The following is a 17,480-nucleotide window of genomic DNA, read 5'->3' as shown; positions in this document are numbered from 1 at the left end:
TGGGGGGGGGGGCGTGGGGTTGTGGGTGCCGCTGTTGTCTCCCGGGCCCGCCCCGGCGCGGGCCCGGCCCCCCCCCCCCCCCGGGGGGGGGGGGGGCCCCCCCCCGTCCCGTACCGGGAAAGGCCGTGCGCCCTCCCGCGCCGACCGGGGACATGCGCCCCATGGCCGCCACCTCCGAACCGGCCGGCCGCCTCGCGGCGTTCGGGAACCGACTCGTCGACGTGCGCCTCTGGCTCCGCGAGGAACTCGCCCGCCTCCGCGAGGAACCGGGCTCCTTCCTCTCCGGTGGCGGGCGCCTTCGTCCGGTCTCTTGATGAAGCAGTGAATCACTGCTTCACTTCTTCCATGCCCTACCGACGCACCCCCGCCGTCCAGGCCCGGCTCGACGCCCAGCGCGCGTCGGTCGTCGACGCGGCCCGCGAGCTGCTCGCCGAGCAGGGGTACGCGGGCTGCACGATGGCCGCCGTCGCCGCGCGCGCCGGAATCGCCACCGGCAGCGTCTACCGCCACTTCCCGAGCAAGGCCGAGCTCGCCGTCGAACTGTTCAGGACGGTGGTGAGCCGGGAGGTGGCGGCCGTCTCCGAGGCGGCCGGGCACCCCGGGCACGGCTCGGCGGCCGAGCGGGTGGTCGCCGTGATCGAGACCTTCGCCCAGCGGGCCCTGAAGTCGCCGCGCCTCGCCTACGCGCTGCTCGCCGAACCGGTCGACCCCGCCGTGGACGCGGAGCGGCTGGTCTTCCGGCGCGCGTTCCGGGACGTGTTCGCCGCGCGCGTCCAGGAGGGCGTGCGCTCCGGCGAACTGCCGCCCCAGGACGCGCTCCTGACCGCCTCGGCGCTGGTCGGGGCGGGCGCGGAGGCGCTCGTGGGGCCGCTGGCGGAGGGGCCCGTCGGCCCCGAGACCGTACCCGCACTCGTCACGTTCACCCTGCGAGCACTGGGAGTTCCCGATGCCGACCACGCATGAGGTCACCAACCAGGTACCGTCGCTGACCGGTCACGACGTCTCCGCCGACCCCGCGCTCCTGGAGGCGCTGCGCCGGGAGGGCGCGGGCTGGGCGGAGGCCGAGGTCCGTGAGCTCGGGGCGAGGGCGGGAGGCGAGGAGGCCCAGGAGTGGGGCCGGCTCGCCGAGCGCCACTCCCCCGTGCTGCACACCCACGACCGGTACGGTCACCGGATCGACGAGGTCGAGTTCCATCCGCACTGGCACGCGCTGATGGACGTGGCCGTACGGCACGGCCTGCACGGAGCGCCCTGGCGCGACGAGCGGCCGGGCGCGCACGTGGCGCGCGCGGCCAAGGTGTTCGTGTGGGGACAGGCCGACGCGGGGCACCTGTGCCCGGTCTCCATGACGTACGCGGCGGTGCCCGCGCTGCGCGTCCAGCCCGAACTCGCCGAGGTGTACGAGCCGCTGCTCACCTCCTCCGCCTACGACTTCGGGCTGCGGGTGCCGACGGAGAAGCGCGGGATCATCGCCGGGATGTCGATGACCGAGAAGCAGGGCGGCTCGGACGTCCGGGCGAACACGACCCGGGCCGTACCCACGGGCGAGCCGGGGCAGTACGCGCTGACCGGGCACAAGTGGTTCACCTCGGCGCCGATGTCGGACGTCTTCCTCACCCTGGCGCAGGCGCCCGGCGGCCTGTCCTGCTTCCTGGTGCCCCGGGTGCTGCCCGACGGCAGCCGCAACGCGATCCGGCTCCAGCGCCTCAAGGACAAGCTGGGCAACCGGTCCAACGCCTCCTCCGAGATCGAGTACGAGGGCGCCCTCGGCCGGCTGGTCGGCGAGGAGGGGCGCGGGGTTGCCACCATCATCCGGATGGTCAACATGACGCGGCTCGACTGCGCCATCAGCTCGGCCTCCGGCATGCGTCTGGGGCTCGTGCAGGCCGTGCACCACGCCACGCACCGCACGGCGTTCGGGGCGCGCCTCGTGGACCAGCCGCTGATGCGGAACGTCCTCGCGGACCTGGCCGTGGAGGCGGAGGCCGCGACGGTCGCGTCGCTGCGGCTGGCCGGGGCGGTGGACCGGGCGGCCCGCGGTGACGCCGAGGAGGAGCAGCTGCGCCGGCTCGGTCTCGCGGTCACCAAGTACTGGGTGTGCAAGCGGGCCCCCGCGCACGCGGCCGAGGCCCTCGAATGCCTCGGGGGCAACGGCTACGTCGAGGACTCGGGTCTGCCGAGGCTCTACCGGGAGTCGCCGCTGCCGTCGATCTGGGAGGGCTCGGGGAACGTCGCCGCGCTCGACGTGCTGCGGGCGATGTCCCGTCAGCCGGAGGCGGTGGAGGCGTTCTTCGCGGAGGTCGACCGGGCCGCGGGCGCCGACCGGCGGTTCGACGCGGCGGTCGCGGGCCTCCGCAAGGACCTCGCGGGGCTCGGCGACCCGGACGCGGTGGCGTACGGGGCACGGCGGCTCGTCGAGCGTCTCGCCCTGGTCCTCCAGGGGTCCCTGCTCGTCCGGCACGGCCACCCGGCGATCGCGGACGCGTTCTGCGCCTCCCGCCTCGACGGGGACCGGGGCCTCGCCTTCGGGACGCTGCCGGCGGGCGTGGACACGGCGGCCATCATCGCGCGGAGCGGCCCGGAGGCGGCGGGCGCTCCGGCCTGACCGGCGCCGCGCCTGCCGCGGGCCGGGCGGGCCGGGACCGGCCCGCGCCGCCACGGGCCCGGCCCGTCCGGTCCGCGCCTCGCCCCGGCGCCTCCCGGATGGCAGGCTGGTCGCGCACGGTTCCCGGGCCGCGGCGCCGGCCGGTACGAGAGGGAGTGCCCGTTGGGCAGCGAGGCGATCCACGACGAACTGGACGAGCGGGCGGCCGGCACGGCCGATCAGGTGGTGGCCTGGCGGCGTCATCTGCACCGGCATCCCGAGCTGTCCAACCGGGAGGAGAACACGGCCCGTCTGGTGGCGGACCACCTGCGCGCCCTGGGTCTCGACGAGGTCCGTACGGGCATCGCGGGGCACGGGGTCGTGGGCGTGCTGCGCGGGACGGCGCCGGACGACGGGCGGGTCGTGGCGCTGCGGGCGGACATGGACGCGCTGCCGGTGAGGGACCTGTGCGGGGCGGACTTCGCCTCCGAGACGGTGGACGCCGACTACCCGGGCGGCCCGTTCCCCGTCTCGCACGCGTGCGGGCACGACTGCCACACGGCGATGCTGATGGGTGCGGCGACGGTGCTCGCGGGCGTCCGCGAGCGGCTTCCCGGCACGGTCCTCTTCGTGTTCCAGCCCGCCGAGGAGGGCCCGCCGGTGACGGAGGAGGGCGGGGCGCGGGCGATGGTCGAGGCGGGCGCCTTCGCCGGCCCGGTGCCGACGATGGCCTTCGGCATGCACGTGACGCCGTATCCGAAGGGGTACGTGGGGTACCGGATCGGCAACCAGTACGGCGCGTCCACCCTGGTCCGTGTCGTCGTCACCGGAAAGCAGGTGCACGGCTCCACGCCCTGGGAGGGGATCGACCCGATGCCGGCGGTCGGCGCCGTCCTCACCGGCATCGGCCAGCTGTACCGGCAGGTCTCGGCCTTCGACCCGGTGACGGTGACGATCGGGCACGTCGAGGACGTGGGCCGCTTCAACATCATCGGCCAGACGGTGACGCTGTGGGGCACGGTCCGCTGCGCCGTGGAGTCCGACATGGCCGAGGTCCAGCGGCGCCTGACGACGCTGGCCGAGCACTCCGCGGCGGCGTACGGCGCGACGGCCGCGGTGGAGTACCTGCAGTCCGTGCCGCCCGTGCACAACAGTGGGCCGTGGGTGGAGGCCGGGCTGCCGACCTTGCGCCGAGTGGTCGGGGAGGAGCGCGTCGTGGAGACGGGCGCGACGCTCGGGTACGACGACGTCTCCGAGTTCATCGGCCGGTTCGGCGGCCTGTACGTGATGCTGGGCGTCCAGGACGCCACGCCGGACGCCTCGGGCAGACCGGTCCCGGTGGAGGGCGGGCGCGGCCTCGTCACCAACCACAACCCGCACTTCTACGCGGACGACGACACCCTCGTCACCGGCGTCCGCCTGCACGCGCACGTGGCGTACGACCATCTGACGGGTGCGCTGGTCGCACGGCGGGAGGGCTAGAGGGGCGTGCCGACCACCTTCACGAAGGCCCTGAGCAGGGCGGAGTCGGAGGCGGTCGGCCACACCAGGCCGTACTCCAGGGGCGGGAGGCCGTGCAGGGGGACGTAGGCGATGCCGGGGCGCGGGTGGTACTGCGCGCCGCGGGCCGCGCCGGGGGACGCGCCCCGGCCCGCGGTCACGTGGGAGAGGACCTCCTGCCAGGTGGCGGCGGCCGGTCCCCGGCCGACGGGCGCGCCGGACGGGGTGGCGCGGGGGTAGTGGTGGTCGACCCAGTGGCGGGGGACGGCGCCGCCGGGGGCGATCAGGTCGAGGCCTGCGAGGTCCTCCGCGCCGAGGGACGCGCGGCCGGCCAGCGGGTGGCCGGCGGGCAGGAGGAGCACCCGCTCGTCGGTGACGACGACGGGGCCGGTGGTGAGGTCCGGCTCGCGTACGGGGAAGGCGGTGCACTGGATGTCCAGCGTCCCGTCCTGGAGGGCGCGGACCCCGCCGTCGAGGGGGACTTCGCGGACGGTGATCTCGCAGCCCGGGTGGAGGACGGTCACGGCCTCGGCGGCGGCGGTGAGCAGTTCGCCGCCCCAGGGGGTGCCGAAGCCGACGCGGAGTCTGCCGTGGACGCCGCGTCCGGCGGCGGTGGCGCGTTCGAGAGCGGCTCGCATCTGCCGGTGGGCGGGCAGGAGGTCCCCGTACAGGGCGTGGCCGACGGGGGTGAGCCGGACGCTGCGGCTGGTGCGGGCGAAGAGCGGGGTGCCGACGCGGCGCTCCAGCTTCTTGACGGTCTGGCTGATCCGGCCGGTGGAGACGCCGAGGCGCTCGGCGGTGCGCCCGAAGTGGAGTTCCTCGGCGAGCGTGAGGAAGGCTTCCAGTTCGTACCGTTCGAGCACGGCCCACCCCTTGAGGTCCATCGATCGTTGAGTGTGGCTCAACGCCGGTTTCATGATGACATCTTGATCGGCCGGGGCGGCGACCGGGAGCCTGGAGGTGTCCCCCTCCCCCGTACGAAAGGGCCTCCGTGGTCCCACGCACCCCTGCCCCCGCCGCCTCCGCCCCGCGCGTGAACGTCCTGCTCCTCGCCGTGGCGGGAGCGGTCGCCGTGGCCAACATCTACTTCCCGCAGCCGCTGCTCGCCGCCGTGGCGCGCGGCCTGGACGTGTCGGAGCGGACGGCGGGGGCGATCGCCTCGACCGCCCAGATCGGGTACGCGCTCGGCATCCTGCTGCTCGTGCCGCTCGCCGACTCCGCGCGGCTGCGCCGCCTCACCTCGGTGCTGCTCGCCCTGACCGGTGCCGCGCTGCTCGTCGCGGCGGCGGCGCCCGACGTGGTCACCCTGACGCTCGCGACCTTCGCGCTCTCCACCACGACGGTGCTGCCGCAGATCCTCACCCCGGTGGCGGCGGTGCTCGCCGGCCCCGGACGGCAGGGCCGGGTCGTGGGCCTGGTGGGCCTGGGCCTGACGCTGGGCTCGACGCTCTCCCGTACGGTCTCGGGCGCCGTGGCCGACGCGAGCGGCAGCTGGCGGACCGCCTACGTGGTGGCGGCCGTGGCGACGGCGGCGCTGCTCCTCGTACTCCCCCGCCGACTGCCCGAACGGCTGGGGTCGCGGGGAGACACCTCGTACGCCGGACTCCTGGCCGGGCTTCCGCGGCTCCTCGCGGTCCACCGGGAACTGCGGATCTCGGCACTGCTCGGGGCGTGCGTCTTCGCGGCGTTCAGCGTCTTCTGGTCCGTGCTCGCCTTCCACCTGGCGGCCCCGCCGCTCGGGTACGGGCCGGGGGCGGCGGGCCTCTTCGGGGTGCTGACCCTGCCGGCGGCGCTGCTCTCGGCGGTGGCGGGGCCGCTGGCCGACCGGTACGGGGCCTCGGCGGTGAACGCCGGGGGGCTGGTGTGCGCGGGGCTCGGCCTCGCGGCCGCCGGACTCGCCCCGTACGCCCCGGTGGCCCTGGTGGCCGGGGCGAACCTGCTGGTGGTCGGGGTCAGCTCCTGCCAGGTGGCCGGCCAGGCGCGGATCTTCGGGATCGGCCGGGCGGTGGCGGCCCGGGTCAACACGGTCTTCATGCTGGCCACGTTCGGCGGCGGGGCCCTCGGCTCCCTCACCGGGGCCTGGCTGTACGAGGCGCACGGCTGGTCGGCCGCGCTGCTGGCCGCGGGGGCGTGCGTCGCCGCCGGCGGGCTCGTGCTGGTCTCCGCGCGACCGGCGGTCCCGAGTTGCGTCCGGGACGTCACACGGGAGGCTGGGGGTATCCGTCCGCGCATCCCGCAGGGAGAGTCATGATGCTGGACCTCACCGCCCTCGCCGACGAGCACCTGGCCGCGGCCCGTACGGCGCCGCACGGGCGCAGCGCCCATCTGGTGATGCACGACGGGGTGCTGCGGCAGACCGTCATCGCCCTGACCTCGGGCACGTCCCTGGACGAGCACAACGCGCCGCCGGCCGCGAGCCTCCAGGTGCTGCGGGGCCGGGTGAGCCTGACGGCGGCCGGGCGGGCCGAGGAGCTGCGGGCCGGCACGCTGCGGATGATCCCCAAGGAACGGCACGGGCTGACGGCGCTGGAGGACGCGGTGGTGCTCCTCACGGCCGTGAACGACTGAGGGAGGGCGTCCGGTCGAGATATTCGCTGCCCCGCCGGCCGGTGGACGGGCAGACTCGCCCCATGGCGGACACGAAGGCATCGGCGGGCACGAGGGTGACGGCGGACGTGAGGGCGTTCCGGGACGAGGTGGGCCGCTGGGCGGCCGGCGGTTCCGACGGGGACGCGGCGCGGGACCTGGCCGTGTCACTGGGGCTGCGCACGGCGGTGCTCCTGGAAGGGCCGAGCGACTTCGCGGCCGTCGGGACGCTGGCCGCGCGGCGCGGCCGGGACCTCGCGGCGGAAGGCGTGTGCGTGGTGTCCATGGGCGGGGCCATGAGCGTCGCCCGCTACGCCGAACTGCTCGGCCCGCCCGGTCTCGGCCTGCGTCTGACGGGCCTGTGCGACGAGCGCGAGCGGGGCTTCTACGAGCGGGGGCTGCTGCGGGCCGGGGCCCCGTGCGAGGACTTCTTCGTCTGTGTGGCGGACCTGGAGGACGAGCTCATCCGCGCGCTGGGCCCGGCGAAGGTCGAGGAGATCATCAGGACGGAGGGCGACCTGCGCCCCTGGCAGACCTTCCTGACCCAGCCCGCCCAGCACGGCCGGCCCCGGCACCGGCAGCTGCGGCGCTTCCTCGGCACGAAGAAGGGCCGCAAGATCCGCTACGGCACCCTCCTGGTGGAGGCCCTGGACGCCGACGGGGTGCCGGCGCCGCTCGACGACCTCCTGGCGAGCGTGTGAACGGCCGGAGGCACGACGTCACCTCCCCGTGCCGAAGGCACTGTCGTGGACGTCTCCGGACAGGGCGTCCACCCACTGCACGTCCGCCGTCTCCGGGGTCGGCGGGGACGTCGGCTGCTCCACCGCGCCCACCCTGACGTTCACCAGCCACTCCGGACGCCACGCGCCGCCCCTTTCCACGGCCTTGAGGGCGAGCGCCTCGAACCGGACGCCGTCCGGAACCCCCCTGTCTCCGGACCGTGCGGTGAAGTGCTCCCGTACGGCTCGTTCCGCCTGCTCCGCACTCAGCTTCGCCTCCTCCAGCTCCAGGCGCACGGGTCCGCGGTTCACGTCGAGCCGGGAGACGCGCCCCTGCCGGTCGATCCGCACGTCCAGCGAACGGGGCATCAGGACGCCGTCCTGCTTCCAGGTCCAGCGGGTCGTCCACCCGAACTCCGCCTCCTTCCCCATGGGATGCGTCTCGTGGGCGCCCGCCTCCTCCGCCCAGGGGTGGTGCGCCCGCATGTACGCCCGGGCCGCCTCGTACGCCTCCTTCGCGGTGGCGGGCGCACCGGCGCCGGGGACCGGGAACCCCATGGCGGTGGGACGGTCGCCGTCCTCGAACGTGATGTCCAGTCGTTCCCCGTCCGGCCAGGACAGGGTCCCGTTCCCGTATCCCTCCTGCCGCGCCACGCCACGACGGAAGAGGTTGAAGACGATGTTCGCGCAGGGCAGGTCCAGGCACGGCTGGTGGTACGTCCTCCCCAGGACGTAGCGGTCGCCGAACGCCTCCCTCAGGGCCTTCTCCACCGTCTCGCGCTGGCCGGTCGCGGCGGCCGAGAGGCCCGTGCCGTCCACATGGGTGAAGGCCACCGCCGTGCGCGCCGCCCCCACTCCGATCACCAACAGGGCCACGGACGCCCACAGCGCGGCCTTGGCTCCGGCGAGCCAGTCGACCCGCTTCAGCGCGGCGAGTGCCGAGAGGGCGAGGGCGGCGCCCATGAGGCCTCCCAGGACGTTCATCTCGGCGTCCGCGCTGTCGCACAGGCGGCCCAGCCCGTCCACGGTCCCCTGGACGAACTCGACGGCCAGGGGCACCGAGACGACGCCGACGAGCGCGGGAAGGGGACGGCGTGACGCGAGGACGGCGAAGAATCCAAGCGGCACCGTCATCGCGAGGTTCCACAGGCCCTGAGTGGTGTGGAACGGTTCGACGAGGTCGTGGTTGACGACGCATTCGCCGGCGGCGTCACCGCTCCCCATGAAGGTGACGCCGATCATGGCGGCGAGGGTGGCTGCGAGTCCCGCCCACCATCTGCCGTGGGGGTCGCCCAGCCGGTGGGCCGCCCACCACGCCACCGCCGCGAGGGCGAGGGCGACGAGGGCGCAGCCGGCCAGGTAGCCGTGGTGCTGTTGGAAGATCGCGGTGAACACAGGTGCGTTCCTTGCCGGTTCGGAGCGTGGGGAGGCCGAACGGCCCCGTACCGGCAGACGGACCCTTCGCGACGAACGGTTTCGGCGGCCCGCGACGTGTGTCAGGTCAGCCCGCGCCGGAGGGCGGCACCGTCATCGCGGGGTTCCACAGGTCCTGGTCGGAAGGAGCGCCGGGGCTCGGCGGCTCAGCCGTTCGCCGTGACCAGGACGAGCGGGGTGTCCCCGCAGGGCAGCAGGCGCAGGTCGGCGGCGCGGTGTCCGGTCGGCGGGCCCGTGAGGACGGCGGCGAAGTCGGGGCCCTTGGTGAGGGAGCCGGCGAGATGGGCCGGGTCGGTGGAGGCGGCGACCCGGCCCCGGGCGTTGACGAGCCGGGCCGGTGCGGGCAGTCGCTGGAGCACGGGGAGGACGGCCGCTTCGAAGTGCCGCAGGTAGACGTCGGCGGCGGCCACGCCCACGAACCGGCCGTCGAGGGCGACCGGCGCGGAGAGGGTGAGGCTGTACTCGTCGGAGCACAGGTAGTCCACGTAGGGCCCGGCGACGGCCCGGCGGCCGGTCTCGCGGGGCAGGGTGTACCAGTCCCAGTGGGTGTAGTCGGAGTAGGCGGAGTGCTCCGGGTCGAGGTCGAGGAGGAGCGGACGGACGGCTCCGTCGGGGCCGCGCTGCCACCATTCCAGCCAGCCCGGTACGTCGGTGAGGAGGCCGGGGGCGGCGACGAAGCCGACGCCCGAGACCAGCGGATGGTCCGCGAGCCGGGCGTGCAGTCCGGGGCGCAGCGCGGTCAGGTCGGCGGCGACGGGCTCGCGGCCCGCTCCGGTCGCCCCGGCGAGCAGGGCGCCCGTGTCGGCGCCGGTCTCGGCGACGGCGGCGAAGACCTCTTCGAGGGTGTCCCGGACGCGGCCGACGACCGCGTCGACCGGATCCGTGTCAGCGACGGCCCTCGCGGGGCCCGCGAGCCCGGTGCTCCTGCCCATGCGTGTCCTCCTCGGGACGAGGCTCGGTTGCGCGGTCGGGGACGCCGAGGCGCAGCGCGATCAGCCGCTCCACCGACTCCCGTACGCACGTCTCGGCGAGCGTTCTGGCCCGCTCGTCGGCCTCATCCTGCACGGCGGAGATCACGGCGCGGTGACGATCCGACACATTGCCGAGATGGACGGGGTCGTCGAGGACGAGGCAGAGGAGCGCGCCCAGGTCCGTCTGGAGGGCGATCTCCTCTCGGGTGAGGCGGGCGGACTGGGCGGCGGCGGCGAGTTCGACGTGGAAACGGCCGTAGAGCCTGCTGCGGGTCGCCGGGTCTCCGGCGGCGGCGAGTTCCTCGACCGTACGGATGAGGGGGCGGAGGTCTCCGGGCTGGGTGCGGCGGGCGGCGAGCAGGGCGGCGGCGCCGGAGACGGCGGCCCAGTGGTCGCCGAGGTCGCGGAGCTCCTCGGTGGACCAGTCGGCGAGGCGGGCGCGCAGCCGCTCCTGCGGCGGGTTGTCGGGCAGGGTGACGAAGCTGCCGCCCCCGCGGCCCCGGCGGGTGGTGACGAGGCCCTGCTGCCGCAGGGCCATGAGGGCTTCGCGCAGGGTGACGGTGGAGACGCCGAGCTGTGCGGCGAGTTCGGTCTCGCCGGGCAGCTGCTCCCCGTCGGCGAGGAGTCCGAGCTCGATGGCGTCGCCGATGCGGCGGACGACGGTGTCGACCCGGGCCCGGGTGTCGACGGGGGCGAAGACGGCCCTGCGGGTCGTGCCGGTCCCGGCCGCGCCGCCTGCCTCGTCCGGCCTGCCGTTCGGTCTCACGGTTAACCACCTCGCGCGTCGAGCGTTGACTCAGGCTTTACCTTAAAGGGGTCTTGAGATTTGAACTATGACTTCATATGTTTACGCCCACGCCCGAGCAACGCTCCACCGCACCAGAAAGGTTCCCGCTCATGGAGGGAATGGCGATCCGGCTGACGGGACTGCGCAAGGCCTACGGCCGGACCGAGGCCGTGGCCGGGGTGGACCTGGAGATCGCGGACGGCGAGTTCTTCTCGATGCTCGGCCCCTCCGGCTCCGGGAAGACGACCGTGCTGCGGATGATCGCCGGCTTCGAGGCACCGACGGCGGGGACCGTCGAGCTGGCCGGCCGCGACGTCACCCGGCTGGCCCCCTTCGAGCGGGACGTGCACACCGTCTTCCAGGACTACGCGCTCTTCCCGCACATGACGGTCGAACAGAACGTCGCCTACGGCCTCAAGGTCCGCGGCGTGCCCCGCGCCGAACGCCTGGTGCGCGCCCGGGCCGCCCTCGCGCAGGTCGGTCTCGACGGTCTCGGCAGGCGCCGGCCCGCCGAGCTCTCCGGCGGCCAGCGCCAGCGGGTCGCCCTGGCCCGCGCGCTCGTCGGCCGGCCCCGCGTCCTGCTCCTCGACGAACCCCTCGGCGCGCTCGACCTCAAGCTCCGCGAACGGATGCAGGTCGAACTCAAGGAGATCCAGCGGGAGGTCGGCATCACCTTCGTCTTCGTCACCCACGACCAGGAGGAGGCCCTGACGATGAGCGACCGGATCGCCGTCTTCCACCAGGGCCGGATCGAACAGGTCGCCGCCCCCGCCGAGATCTACGAGCGCCCCGCGACCCCCTTCGTCGCCGGGTTCGTCGGCACCTCGAACCTGCTGACCGGGGAGACCGCGCGGCAGGTGGTCGGGACGGCGGGCACGTACAGCATCCGCCCGGAGAAGATCCGGATCCTCCCCGACCACAAGGCGCCCGGCGACCCCGGGCACGCCACCGCCGCCGGCACGGTCGCGGAGGTCGTCTACCTCGGCGACTCCACCCGCTTCCTGGTCGACCTCGACGGCGGCGGCCGGCTCACCGCCCTCCAGCAGAACCTGGAGACCTCCTCCGCCGACCTGGCCGCCTTCCGGGGCGCCCGGATCGGCCTCCAGTGGCACCCGGACCACGCCGTGCGCGTCCCGGAGACCCCCTAGGCGCCGAGAGCTCCCCGGTCCCCCGTCACGTCCCGCTTTCCCCCTGCCCCGTCACGCCCCGCTCCCCTCCCCCCGTCACACCCCGTTCCCCCACGCCCCCGTCCCCTCACGCAACGGAGAACCACGTGCGCCCGCACCGCTCCCTCCTGGCCGCAGCCGCCCTCTCCGGGCTGCTCCTCGTCACCGCCTGCGGATCGGCCGACCCGGCGGGGTCCGGGAAGTCCGGCGGCCTCAACCCGCCCGACCTGAAGGCACCCACCGCGCTCGGCAAGGCCGAGGGCGAGGTCAACCTGATCGCCTGGGCCGGATACGTCGAGGACGGCTCGAACGACCCGAAGGTCGACTGGGTCAGCTCCTTCGAGAAGCAGACCGGCTGCCAGGTCAACGCCAAGACCGCCGCGACCTCCGACGAGATGGTCTCGCTGATGAAGACCGGCGCGTACGACGCCGTCTCCGCCTCCGGCGACGCCTCCCTCCGCCTGATCGCCTCCGGCGACGCCGCACCCGTGAACACCGCGCTCGTGCCGAACTACGCCGACGTCTTCACCGGGCTCAAGAACAAGGAGTGGAACTCCGTCAGGGGCGTCGCCTACGGCATCCCGCACGGCCGCGGCGCCAACCTCCTCATGTACGACACGCAGAAGGTGAAGCCGGCCCCCGACTCCTGGTCCGCCGTCTTCGACAAGGCCTCGGCGCACAGCGGCAAGGTCACCGCCTACGACTCCCCCATCTACCTCGCCGACGCCGCCCTGTACCTCAAGGCGACCAAGCCCGAGCTCGGGATCAAGAACCCGTATGCCCTCGACCAGAAGCAGTTCGACGCCGCCGTGGCCCTGCTCAAGGAGCAGAACGCGCACATCGGCGAGTACTGGAGCGACTACCTCAAGGAGATCTCCGCCTTCAAGAGCGGCGACTCGGTCGTCGGCACCAGCTGGCAGGTCATCGCCAACCTCGCCAAGTCCGAGGGCGCGAAGGTCGACGCGGTCCTGCCGAAGGAGGGCTCCACCGGCTGGTCCGACACCTGGATGGTCTCCGCCAAGGCCAAGCACCCCGTCTGCGCCTACAAGTGGCTCGACTGGATCGTCTCGCCGAAGACCAACGCGCAGGTCGCCGAGTACTTCGGCGAGGCCCCGGCCAACGCGAAGTCGTGCGCCGAGACCGCCGACAAGAACCACTGCGCCGTCTTCCACGCCACCGACGAGGCGTACTGGAAGCAGGTCCACTTCTGGACCACGCCCATCGAGCAGTGCCTGGACGGCCGGACGGACGCGCGCTGCGTGCCGTACGCCAAGTGGGTCCAGGCCTGGAACGAGATCAAGGGCTGACCCCGGCGCCATGACCGCACTCACCCCCGGGCTCTCCCCCGAGTCCGCGCAGCGAGCCGCCGGCCCCGGCCGCGGTGCCGTCCGGCGGCTCGCCGGGGCCCTGCACCGGCGGCCCCGGCTGCGCCTCGCCGCCCTGCTCACCGCCCCGCTGCTCTGGCTGGTCCTCGCCTACCTCGGCTCCCTGGCGGCCCTGTTCCTCTCCGCCTTCTGGTCGACCGACACCTTCACGTCGGAGGTCGTCCGGATCTGGACCTCCCAGAACTTCGAGGAGCTCGTCAGCTCCCCCGTCTACCGCACGGTCGCCCTGCGCACCATCGGCGTCGCCCTGGCCGTGACCGCGCTCTGCGCCGTCATCGCCTTCCCGCTCGCCTTCTACACGGCGCGCGTCGCGCACCCGCGCCGCCGACCGCTGTTCGTGGTCGCGCTGCTCATGCCGCTGTGGGCCGGCTACCTGGTGAAGGTGTACGCGTGGCGGCTCATCCTCTCCGAAGGGGGGCCGCTCGACTGGGCGCTGCGGCCCCTCGGCCTCAGCGGGCCGGGGTACGGGCTCACGGCGACGGTGCTCGTCCTGACGTACCTCTGGCTGCCCTACATGGCGCTGCCGATCCACACCGCGCTCGTCCAGCTCCCCGACAACCTCCTGAACGCCTCGGCGGACCTGGGGGCGAGGACCTGGCGGACCTTCGTCTCGGTGGTGCTGCCGCTGGTGTGGCCGGCGGTGGCCGCGGGGTCCGTCTTCACCTTCTCCCTGAGCCTCGGCGACTACATCACCGTGCAGATCGTCGGCGGCAAGACCCAGCTGATCGGCAACCTCGTCTACTCCAACGTCACCCTGAACCTGCCGCTGGCGGCCGCGCTCGGCACCGTGCCGGTCGCCGTCATCGTGGTGTACCTCCTCGCGGTGCGGCGCTCCGGTGCGCTGCGCAGCCTGTGACCGGCCGGAAGGACCGCGACCGATGAACCTCTCCCGTCCCGCGCGGATCGCGCTGCGCACCGCGGCCGGCCTCGGCTTCGCGGCGATCTACCTGCCGCTGCTGCTCGTCCTGCTCGGCTCGCTCAACCCGGACCGCTCGGCGAGCTGGCCGCCGCCCGGCCTCACGCTCGACTGGTGGGCGGCGGCCTGGGACAACGAGGGCGCCCGCGAGGCGCTGTGGACCTCGGTCCGGGCGGGGCTCGCGGCGACGGCCGTGGCCCTGCTGCTCGGCACGCTCATCGCCTTCGCGGTGCAGCGGTACACCTTCTTCGGGCGGGAGGCCGTCTCCTTCGCGGTGGTGCTGCCGATCGCGCTGCCCGGCATCGTCACGGGCATCGCGCTCAACTCGGCCTTCGGCACGGTCCTGGAACCCCTCGGCGTCGGCCTCGGGATGTTCACGGTGGTCGTGGGCCACGCCACCTTCTGCATCGTGGTCGTCTTCAACAACGTGGTGGCGCGGTTGCGGCGGCTGCCCGGTTCGTACGAGGAGGCCGCGATGGACCTGGGGGCGCACACGTTCCGCGTCTTCCGGGACATCACCTTCCCGCTGCTGCGCTCGGCGCTGCTCGCGGGCGGGCTGCTCGCCTTCGCGCTGTCCTTCGACGAGATCGTGGTGACGACGTTCACGGCGGGGCCCGGGGTGCAGACCCTGCCGGTGTGGATCTTCAACAACATGACCCGCCCTCAGCAGGCCCCGGTGGTCAACGTGGTGGCGGCGGCGCTCGTCCTGCTCTCGGTGATCCCGATCTACGCGGCGCAGCGGCTCTCCTCGGACACGCCGGGCGGCGGGCGGGTGTGAGGGGCGCCGCCCGGCCCGTTCCATCGGCGTCCGTCAGCGGGGTCGCTTCACCCATTCGAGGGTCACGCGCAGGCTCGCGTTGGCACTGCCCTGCACGACGAGCGCGGTGAGCCTGCCCGCGTCCAGGCCGAGCTGGCAGCCGAACTCGACGGTCGCGCGGTCGGGGGCCGCCTGGTGGAGCGCCGCGCCGATCTGCCCGGCGAAGGAGGAGAGGGCCTCGGTGACGCCCGACAGGTCGGGCAGCCGACCGCCGAGCCCTTCGAGGTCCGCCTCCGGGCCGAGGCGTCGGGCCTCCACGAAGAGGGTCGCGTCTCCGACCTCGACCTCGGTGATGTCCGGCATCGAAGCTCCCTGCGTTCAGAGTGTCGGGCTCAGTGCGCCCGCGACCGACCTGGACGCGGGGCCGGTGATGTCTGCGGTGTCCGTGCTTTCCGGGCCGTCCGCGGCGAGGGCGCTGCCCCGGAGCCACTCGGGCCAGCTGAGGTTCCAGTCGCCGAAGCCGTTGTCGAAGGGCGTCATGGGCTTCCCGTACCCGTTGACGACCCGTACGAGGTCCCCCTCGCGCACCGTGCGGAAGAGCCAGGCGGCGTCCTCGGTGCTCATGCCCGTGCAGCCGTGGCTGACGTCCTCGTTGCCCTGGGAGTCGAGCGACCAGGGCGCGGCGTGCAGGTATTCGCCGCTCCAGGTCACCCGGGTGGCCCAGCGGACCTTGAGGTCGTAGAAGTCGGTGCTGCCGCGCTCGATGCCGATGGTGTCGCCGCGCATGCGGACGAGGGGCTCCTTGCCGAGGACGACCTTGATGCCGCCCCGGGTTCGGTAGCCGGCCTTGCCGGTGGTGACCGGGAGGGTGCGCAGGGGTTCACCGTCGCGGAAGACGGTCATCCGGTGGGCGGAGACGTCGGTGACGGCCTCGATCCGGGCGCCCGTGGTGAACGTGAGGGGGCGTGAGGGGCCGCCGTAGAGGCCGCCGCCGAGGTGGGCCCCGTCGAGGCCGCTGTGGACGCGGATCGTGGCGTGGGCGGGCCAGTAGGTGCGGGGCCGGTAGTGGAGGGTGGCGGAGTCGACCCAGTGCCAGGCGCCGTCGACGTGGGGTTCGGACCGCACGTCGAGGGCCCGTTCCACGGCGCGGCGGGTGTCGGGATCGTCCTCCGGCACGGGCCTGCTGAGCTCGGCGGTGATCGGCCGGCCCACCCCGTACGGGCCGCCGCCCCCGGGTCCGAAGGTGACGGTCAGCCGCTCCCCGGCGGGCATCGGGGCGGTCCGGAAGTCGAGGCGGGCGCGGCGGGCGCCGCCCGCCCCCGCCCCGTCGACGACGAGCCGGGCGGCGTACCGGGCCCCGGCCGGCAGGGGTGCGGCGCTGGTCCACCGGGTGTGGTCCGCGCTCTGCGCTCCGGCGACCCGGCGGCCGCGCTGGTCGGTGACGGTGACGTCGGCGAGCACTCCGGGGGTGCGGAGCGCGAGCTCCACGGGCCCGGTGGCCCGGGGGCCGAGCGTGAACGGGCGGCCCGTGAGGACGCGGTCGCCGCCGAGGACGACCGAGCGGCGCGGGCCGGAGCACAGGCCACCGCCGGCGGCGCAGCCGTCCACCGCGACGACGGCGGTGGCGGCGCGGGAGGCGGCGGCCCGGCGTTCGTCCTCGGATTCCCGGTCCGGGGACTGGGCCGCCGTGCTGACGAGGACGGCTCCGACGGCGAGGGAGAGGACTCCCCACCCCCGTGCGTATCGGCGTGACGACACGTCGGACACCCTCTCCTTCATGCGGTGACGTCTTCCTGCGGTGACGTCGGCGGACGGTGCCGACCGCAGCATCAAAGCGGATGAGAGGAGAAAAAGATGATCAATACACCGGGCGTGGCGGCGGAGTCGGGGGCGAGACGACTCGAATGGGTCAGCGGGCCGGTCGACGGGCTCGGCCCACCGGTCGACGGGCTCCGCAGGCCGATCGACAGGCTCCGCAGGCCGGTCGACGGGCTCCACAGGCCGGTCGAGCGGGGCGGGAGACCCGGCGGCCGGGTCAGCGGGCCGGTTCCGGGAGTTCCTCGCCGGTCTCCAGAAGGGACTTGAGGCTGGAGATCAGCGCGGGCCAGCCCTCGCCGATCAGCCCCTTGATGGTGCCGTCGGGCTCCAGGTCCCCGTGGGTGACCGTGAGCTTGACCATGTCGCCGGACGGCTCGATCACGAAGGTGACCCGGGACCGGCGCTCGCGGGTGAGGCGCTCGTACGCCTCCTCCTCGAGGCGGACCGCCTCCGCCCAGGCCGGGGTGAAGGTGTGCCAGGTGTACGAGAGGAGGCGGCCGGGCTCGGCCTCGAGGACGACCTGCTCGGCGTCCTCGGTCCTGCGGCCGTTCTCGTCCCAGACCATCGGCGCGCCCGGGGTCCACTCCGACTCGAAGGCGACGCCCCAGTAGCGGCGCGTGAGCTCGGGGTCGGTGAGCGCCCGCCAGAGCTCCTCGGGGGTGGTCCGGATGTAGGTGGTGTAGACGAACGAGTCGCTGTCCATCGTGCTGCCCCTCGGATCTGCTCCCCCGCGGCCTGCCCCTCTCCACCCTAGGCAGGCGCCGGACGGACGTGCCAGCGAAGAACCCCCGTCCGGCACGGGTGCTCCGGCGGTTGATTAGGTGCGGAGGAAACTATTCAACGTGCTGCTAGCGTGT

Annotated in this window: 18 protein-coding genes; 11 read left to right on the top strand and 7 right to left on the bottom strand. The window is 74.0% G+C overall.

Annotated elements, in window-relative coordinates; translation table 11 throughout:
• Nucleotides 1-161 precede the first annotated feature (161 nt).
• The 4 genes from ACIGW4_RS19245 to ACIGW4_RS19230 all read left to right on the top strand — a co-directional run bounded on the left by ACIGW4_RS19245 (nucleotide 162) and on the right by ACIGW4_RS19230 (nucleotide 4,066).
• Nucleotides 162-314, top strand: a complete 153-nt coding sequence (locus ACIGW4_RS19245; RefSeq protein WP_398711121.1) for a hypothetical protein — start codon at nucleotides 162-164, stop codon at nucleotides 312-314.
• A gap of 31 nt (nucleotides 315-345) precedes the next feature.
• On the top strand, nucleotides 346-963 hold the full coding sequence (locus ACIGW4_RS19240) for a TetR family transcriptional regulator (RefSeq protein ID WP_398711119.1): 618 nt from the start codon (nucleotides 346-348) through the stop codon (nucleotides 961-963).
• Nucleotides 947-2,605, top strand: a complete 1,659-nt coding sequence (locus ACIGW4_RS19235) for an acyl-CoA dehydrogenase family protein (RefSeq protein ID WP_399581747.1) — start codon at nucleotides 947-949, stop codon at nucleotides 2,603-2,605. Before ACIGW4_RS19240 ends, ACIGW4_RS19235 begins: the two co-directional genes overlap by 17 nt.
• A gap of 162 nt (nucleotides 2,606-2,767) precedes the next feature.
• Nucleotides 2,768-4,066, top strand: coding sequence for a M20 family metallopeptidase (locus tag ACIGW4_RS19230; protein ID WP_399581744.1), 1,299 nt, complete (start codon nucleotides 2,768-2,770; stop codon nucleotides 4,064-4,066).
• On the opposite strand, the gene ACIGW4_RS19225 is transcribed toward ACIGW4_RS19230, so the two are convergent.
• Nucleotides 4,063-4,968: a LysR family transcriptional regulator gene (locus ACIGW4_RS19225; protein ID WP_399581742.1), complete on the bottom strand. Its 906-nt coding sequence runs from the start codon at nucleotides 4,966-4,968 to the stop codon at nucleotides 4,063-4,065. The genes ACIGW4_RS19230 and ACIGW4_RS19225 overlap by 4 nt on opposite strands.
• Nucleotides 4,969-5,075: 107 nt before the next feature.
• On the opposite strand from ACIGW4_RS19225, the gene ACIGW4_RS19220 reads away from it, so the two are divergent.
• The 3 genes from ACIGW4_RS19220 to ACIGW4_RS19210 all read left to right on the top strand — a co-directional run bounded on the left by ACIGW4_RS19220 (nucleotide 5,076) and on the right by ACIGW4_RS19210 (nucleotide 7,371).
• On the top strand, nucleotides 5,076-6,335 hold the full coding sequence (locus ACIGW4_RS19220) for an MFS transporter (protein ID WP_398711113.1): 1,260 nt from the start codon (nucleotides 5,076-5,078) through the stop codon (nucleotides 6,333-6,335).
• Nucleotides 6,335-6,652, top strand: coding sequence for a cupin (locus tag ACIGW4_RS19215; protein ID WP_123458077.1), 318 nt, complete (start codon nucleotides 6,335-6,337; stop codon nucleotides 6,650-6,652). The genes ACIGW4_RS19220 and ACIGW4_RS19215 overlap by 1 nt, the downstream gene beginning before the upstream one ends.
• Before the next feature lie 62 nt (nucleotides 6,653-6,714).
• On the top strand, nucleotides 6,715-7,371 hold the full coding sequence (locus ACIGW4_RS19210) for a TOPRIM nucleotidyl transferase/hydrolase domain-containing protein (RefSeq protein ID WP_123458078.1): 657 nt from the start codon (nucleotides 6,715-6,717) through the stop codon (nucleotides 7,369-7,371).
• An 18-nt stretch (nucleotides 7,372-7,389) separates the two neighbouring features.
• Here the strand turns inward: ACIGW4_RS19210 and ACIGW4_RS19205 are convergent, their stop codons facing one another.
• The 3 genes from ACIGW4_RS19205 to ACIGW4_RS19195 form a co-directional block, all read right to left on the bottom strand.
• On the bottom strand, nucleotides 7,390-8,784 hold the full coding sequence (locus ACIGW4_RS19205; protein ID WP_399581738.1) for a VanZ family protein: 1,395 nt from the start codon (nucleotides 8,782-8,784) through the stop codon (nucleotides 7,390-7,392).
• Between the two features lie 185 nt (nucleotides 8,785-8,969).
• Nucleotides 8,970-9,755, bottom strand: a complete 786-nt coding sequence (locus ACIGW4_RS19200) for a cache domain-containing protein (protein WP_399581735.1) — start codon at nucleotides 9,753-9,755, stop codon at nucleotides 8,970-8,972.
• On the bottom strand, nucleotides 9,709-10,560 hold the full coding sequence (locus ACIGW4_RS19195) for a FadR/GntR family transcriptional regulator (RefSeq protein WP_399581732.1): 852 nt from the start codon (nucleotides 10,558-10,560) through the stop codon (nucleotides 9,709-9,711). The genes ACIGW4_RS19200 and ACIGW4_RS19195 overlap by 47 nt, the downstream gene beginning before the upstream one ends.
• Nucleotides 10,561-10,691: 131 nt before the next feature.
• Here ACIGW4_RS19195 and ACIGW4_RS19190 point away from each other — a divergent pair, with 131 nt between their 5' ends.
• From ACIGW4_RS19190 to ACIGW4_RS19175, 4 genes are all read left to right on the top strand, one after another.
• Nucleotides 10,692-11,729 carry an ABC transporter ATP-binding protein gene (locus ACIGW4_RS19190; protein WP_123458082.1) on the top strand — a complete coding sequence of 346 codons (1,038 nt, stop codon included), beginning with the start codon at nucleotides 10,692-10,694 and terminating at the stop codon, nucleotides 11,727-11,729.
• Between the two features lie 125 nt (nucleotides 11,730-11,854).
• Nucleotides 11,855-13,054: an ABC transporter substrate-binding protein gene (locus tag ACIGW4_RS19185; RefSeq protein WP_398711106.1), complete on the top strand. Its 1,200-nt coding sequence runs from the start codon at nucleotides 11,855-11,857 to the stop codon at nucleotides 13,052-13,054.
• Nucleotides 13,055-13,064: 10 nt separating this feature from the next.
• Nucleotides 13,065-13,988 (top strand): ABC transporter permease, encoded by a 924-nt coding sequence (locus tag ACIGW4_RS19180; RefSeq protein WP_123458084.1) that lies wholly within the window; start codon nucleotides 13,065-13,067, stop codon nucleotides 13,986-13,988.
• A 22-nt stretch (nucleotides 13,989-14,010) separates the two neighbouring features.
• Nucleotides 14,011-14,826, top strand: coding sequence for an ABC transporter permease (locus ACIGW4_RS19175; protein ID WP_123458085.1), 816 nt, complete (start codon nucleotides 14,011-14,013; stop codon nucleotides 14,824-14,826).
• 33 nt (nucleotides 14,827-14,859) lie between these two features.
• Here ACIGW4_RS19175 and ACIGW4_RS19170 read toward each other — a convergent pair whose 3' ends face one another.
• The 3 genes from ACIGW4_RS19170 to ACIGW4_RS19160 form a co-directional block, all read right to left on the bottom strand.
• On the bottom strand, nucleotides 14,860-15,168 hold the full coding sequence (locus ACIGW4_RS19170; RefSeq protein ID WP_123458086.1) for a CU044_2847 family protein: 309 nt from the start codon (nucleotides 15,166-15,168) through the stop codon (nucleotides 14,860-14,862).
• Nucleotides 15,169-15,183: 15 nt separating this feature from the next.
• Entirely contained in the window at nucleotides 15,184-16,563 is a 1,380-nt protein-coding gene (locus ACIGW4_RS19165; RefSeq protein WP_399581728.1) for an Ig-like domain-containing protein, read from the bottom strand.
• Nucleotides 16,564-16,840: 277 nt separating this feature from the next.
• Nucleotides 16,841-17,326 carry an SRPBCC family protein gene (locus tag ACIGW4_RS19160; RefSeq protein ID WP_399581725.1) on the bottom strand — a complete coding sequence of 162 codons (486 nt, stop codon included), beginning with the start codon at nucleotides 17,324-17,326 and terminating at the stop codon, nucleotides 16,841-16,843.
• Between the last annotated feature and the right edge of the window lie 154 nt (nucleotides 17,327-17,480).

This window comes from Streptomyces sp. NPDC053513, assembly GCF_044544765.1.
Classification (GTDB): domain Bacteria; phylum Actinomycetota; class Actinomycetes; order Streptomycetales; family Streptomycetaceae; genus Streptomyces; species Streptomyces litmocidini.
The sequence above is the reverse complement of the archived record's forward strand: the minus strand, read 5'-3'. Positions and strand labels throughout refer to the sequence as shown.

Coding starts and splice junctions, on each gene's coding strand:
- ACIGW4_RS19235 (WP_399581747.1), top strand. CDS start 947: ATGCCGACCACGCATGAGGTCACCAACCAGGTACCGTCGCTGACCGGT.
- ACIGW4_RS19210 (WP_123458078.1), top strand. CDS start 6,715: ATGGCGGACACGAAGGCATCGGCGGGCACGAGGGTGACGGCGGACGTG.
- ACIGW4_RS19170 (WP_123458086.1), bottom strand. CDS start 15,168: ATGCCGGACATCACCGAGGTCGAGGTCGGAGACGCGACCCTCTTCGTG.
- ACIGW4_RS19160 (WP_399581725.1), bottom strand. CDS start 17,326: ATGGACAGCGACTCGTTCGTCTACACCACCTACATCCGGACCACCCCC.
- ACIGW4_RS19175 (WP_123458085.1), top strand. CDS start 14,011: ATGAACCTCTCCCGTCCCGCGCGGATCGCGCTGCGCACCGCGGCCGGC.
- ACIGW4_RS19180 (WP_123458084.1), top strand. CDS start 13,065: ATGACCGCACTCACCCCCGGGCTCTCCCCCGAGTCCGCGCAGCGAGCC.
- ACIGW4_RS19240 (WP_398711119.1), top strand. CDS start 346: ATGCCCTACCGACGCACCCCCGCCGTCCAGGCCCGGCTCGACGCCCAG.
- ACIGW4_RS19245 (WP_398711121.1), top strand. CDS start 162: ATGGCCGCCACCTCCGAACCGGCCGGCCGCCTCGCGGCGTTCGGGAAC.
- ACIGW4_RS19215 (WP_123458077.1), top strand. CDS start 6,335: ATGCTGGACCTCACCGCCCTCGCCGACGAGCACCTGGCCGCGGCCCGT.
- ACIGW4_RS19225 (WP_399581742.1), bottom strand. CDS start 4,968: ATGGACCTCAAGGGGTGGGCCGTGCTCGAACGGTACGAACTGGAAGCC.
- ACIGW4_RS19200 (WP_399581735.1), bottom strand. CDS start 9,755: ATGGGCAGGAGCACCGGGCTCGCGGGCCCCGCGAGGGCCGTCGCTGAC.
- ACIGW4_RS19190 (WP_123458082.1), top strand. CDS start 10,692: ATGGAGGGAATGGCGATCCGGCTGACGGGACTGCGCAAGGCCTACGGC.